The sequence below is a fragment of the Streptomyces sp. 13-12-16 genome, assembly GCF_002114215.1.
Taxonomy (GTDB): Bacteria; Actinomycetota; Actinomycetes; order Streptomycetales; family Streptomycetaceae; genus Streptomyces.
Genome location: NZ_NCTE01001373.1, coordinates 4,997 through 7,758 on the forward strand (window position 1 = coordinate 4,997; position 2,762 = coordinate 7,758).

Sequence of the window (2,762 nt, forward strand, 5' to 3'; positions counted from 1 at the left end):
TGGAAGACGAGGTGCCCGTCCCGCGCGGCGAACCAGCCGGCCAGCCACAGCCGGGCGCGGATCCGGTTGCGTACGGGTACGGGCGCCACGTCGGCGAACTCCAGCACGGCGGACGGCTCGCCGCGGGGCGCGCAGATCGCCGCGGCGAGCAGGGCGCTGTCCTCGGGCACGTGCAGCAGCACCCGTCCGTCGTCGGTCACGCCGTGCGCGCCGACGAGCTCCTCCCGGGTGCCCTCCGCGGTCACCGTGCAGGACCATGCGGCGGCGAGCACCGAGCGGGCCCGTTCCGCCGCGCCGGGCGCGGCCGTCCAGCCGTGCGTGTCGTCAGCCATCCCCGAACCTCCTCTTAGGTAAGCCTTGCCTAACCTATCGAAGATCGGGGTGCGCGCCAACCGGGTGGCGTGATCCTCACGAGACCTTTCAGGGCGCGAGGACGCCCAGCAGGGCGCGTGCGCACAGGTCGCGCACCTGCTCGCGGTCCGGTTCCGGACCGCGCAGCCACTCCAGGCAGACCGCCGTGGTGAACGCCAGCCAGCCGCGCACGGCGAGCCGGGTGTCCGGCCGCGCCTCGAAGACGGGGCCGAACTCGGGATCCGCGGCGAGCGCCGCCAGGATCTGCCGCTCCTGGGCGGCCAGCGCCCGCCGGTAGACCCGGCGCACCGCCCGGTCCCCCGCCGCGTCGGCACGGTGGAAGGCGCGGTAGCCGTGCGCGTGGGCCTCGACGTACTCCAGGTACGCGTCGAGACCCGCCGTGAGCTGCTCGCGCACCGGGACACCGGGCACCGCCGCCGTCATCCGCAGCATCCGCTCGCTCTCCCGCTCCACCACCGCCGCGAAGAAGTCCCGCTTGGTCGGGAAGTAGTGGTAGAGCAGCCCCCGCGAGACCCCGGCGATCTCGGCGACCTGCTCGATCCACACGTCGTCGTAGGGGCTCTCCGAGAACAGCCGCGCACCGACCGACAGAAGCTGCTCCCGGCGCTCCGCGGTGCTGAGCCGGCGGCGCGTGCGCCCGCCCTGGTTCACGGCCATCCCCGCACTTTACTTGACGCCCGTTCAGCGGCCGGACCAGACTGAACCCGCCTTATTGAACTCGCGTACAACACGTCGACATGTCACACTCGCGCGCCGGTCGAAGGAGATCGCGTCATGGCGGAGACGACGACACGGGCCGTACTGCCGAAGGGGTTCCGCAGCGCGGAGCACGGCTGGCCGGAACTGCACCGCATCCCCCACCCGCCGTACCGCCTGCCACTGCTCGGCGACGTCCTCGGGGCGAGCAGGCGCACGCCCGTGCAGGACTCGCTGAAGTACGCCCGCCAGCTGGGGCCGGTCTTCCGGCGGAGCGCCTTCGGCAAGGAGTTCGTGTTCACCTGGGGTGCCGGGCTGGTGGCCGATCTGGCCGACGAGTCGCGGTTCGCCAAGCACGTCGGGCTGGGCATCGCCAATCTGCGGCCGGTCGCGGGCGACGGGCTGTTCACCGCGTACAACCACGAGCCCAACTGGCAGCTCGCGCACGACGTGCTGGCCCCCGGGTTCAGCCGGGAGGCCATGGCCGGTTACCACCCGATGATGCTGGCCGTGGCGGAGCGGCTGACGGAGCACTGGGACCGTGCGGCGGCCGGGGGGCGGCCGGTGGACGTGCCCGGGGACATGACCAAGCTGACACTGGAGACGATCGCGCGCACCGGATTCGGGCACGACTTCGGGTCCTTCGAGCGGTCCCGTCCGCACCCGTTCGTCACGGCGATGGTCGGGACGCTCAGCCACGCCCAGCGGCTGAACAGCGTGCCCGCGCCGCTGAGCCCGCTGCTGCTGCGCCGGGCGGAGCGACGGAACGCGGCCGACATCGCGTGTCTCAACCGCATCGTCGACGAGGTGGTCCGGGTCCGGCGGGCGGAGGGGGGCGGGGAGGGCGATCTGCTGGACCGGATGCTGGACACCGCGCATCCGGGGACCGGGGAGCGGCTGTCGGCGGAGAACGTCCGCCGACAGGTGATCACGTTCCTGGTCGCCGGTCACGAGACCACCTCGGGCGCGCTCTCCTTCGCGCTGCACTACCTCTCCCGGCATCCCGACGTCGCGGAGCGTGCCCGTGCCGAGGTGGACCGCGTCTGGGGCGACGCGGTGGCGCCCGGGTACGAGCAGGTGGCCAAGCTGCGGTACGTGCGCAGGGTGCTGGACGAGTCGCTGCGGCTGTGGCCGACCGCGCCGGCCTTCGCCCGGGAGGCGACGCGGGACACGGTGCTGGGCGGGGAGCATCCGATGCGGCGGGGGGCGTGGACGCTGGTGCTGACGCCGATGCTGCACCGGGATCCCGGGGTGTGGGGGGCGGATGCCGAGCGGTTTGATCCGGAGCGGTTCGCCACGGGGGCGGTGCGGGCTCGTCCGGCGCATGTGTTCAAGCCGTTCGGGACGGGGGCTCGGGCCTGTATCGGACGGCAGTTCGCGCTGCACGAGGCGGTGCTGGTGCTGGGGTTGTTGCTGCGGCGGTACGAGCTGCGGGCCGAGCCCGGGTACCGGTTGCGGGTGACCGAGCGGCTCACGCTGATGCCGGAGGGGTTGCGGCTGTATCCGGAACGGCGGGGGTGAGCACGGGGTTCCGGGGCTCAGGTGCGCCGGGGTGGGGCGGGGCGGGTTTGCGCGGCCCGGCGCTTGCGGGGTGCCGTCGCGCCCACCCGTGCCGCCCCAGCGGCACGACTGCCCGCGGGAACGCGGGATGCGGCTGCCCGCGGGAACGGTGGCAGGCCCTCGCGGGAGCGGCC

The 2,762-nt window shown here is 73.6% G+C and carries 2 protein-coding genes and 1 pseudogene; 1 reads left to right on the forward strand and 2 read right to left on the reverse strand.

All coding sequences use genetic code 11. The features are described from left to right. Together B7767_RS41070 and B7767_RS41075 are read right to left on the reverse strand one after the other, a co-directional pair. Positions 1-332: pseudogene (locus B7767_RS41070) on the reverse strand (DUF2470 domain-containing protein); the annotation flags it as partial. Positions 333-420: 88 nt separating this feature from the next. Continuing rightward, a complete protein-coding gene (locus tag B7767_RS41075; RefSeq protein ID WP_085576315.1) occupies positions 421-1,029 on the reverse strand; it encodes a TetR/AcrR family transcriptional regulator in 609 nt (202 codons plus the stop codon). A gap of 117 nt (positions 1,030-1,146) precedes the next feature. Here B7767_RS41075 and B7767_RS41080 point away from each other — a divergent pair, with 117 nt between their 5' ends. Next, positions 1,147-2,589, forward strand: coding sequence for a cytochrome P450 (locus B7767_RS41080; protein WP_085576316.1), 1,443 nt, complete (start codon positions 1,147-1,149; stop codon positions 2,587-2,589). The last annotated feature ends 173 nt before the right edge of the window (positions 2,590-2,762 follow it).

Excerpts from the sequence above, each read along its gene's own strand:
- B7767_RS41075 (WP_085576315.1), bottom strand. The coding sequence starts at position 1,029 with ATGGCCGTGAACCAGGGCGGGCGCACGCGCCGCCGGCTCAGCACCGCG.
- B7767_RS41080 (WP_085576316.1), top strand. The coding sequence starts at position 1,147 with ATGGCGGAGACGACGACACGGGCCGTACTGCCGAAGGGGTTCCGCAGC.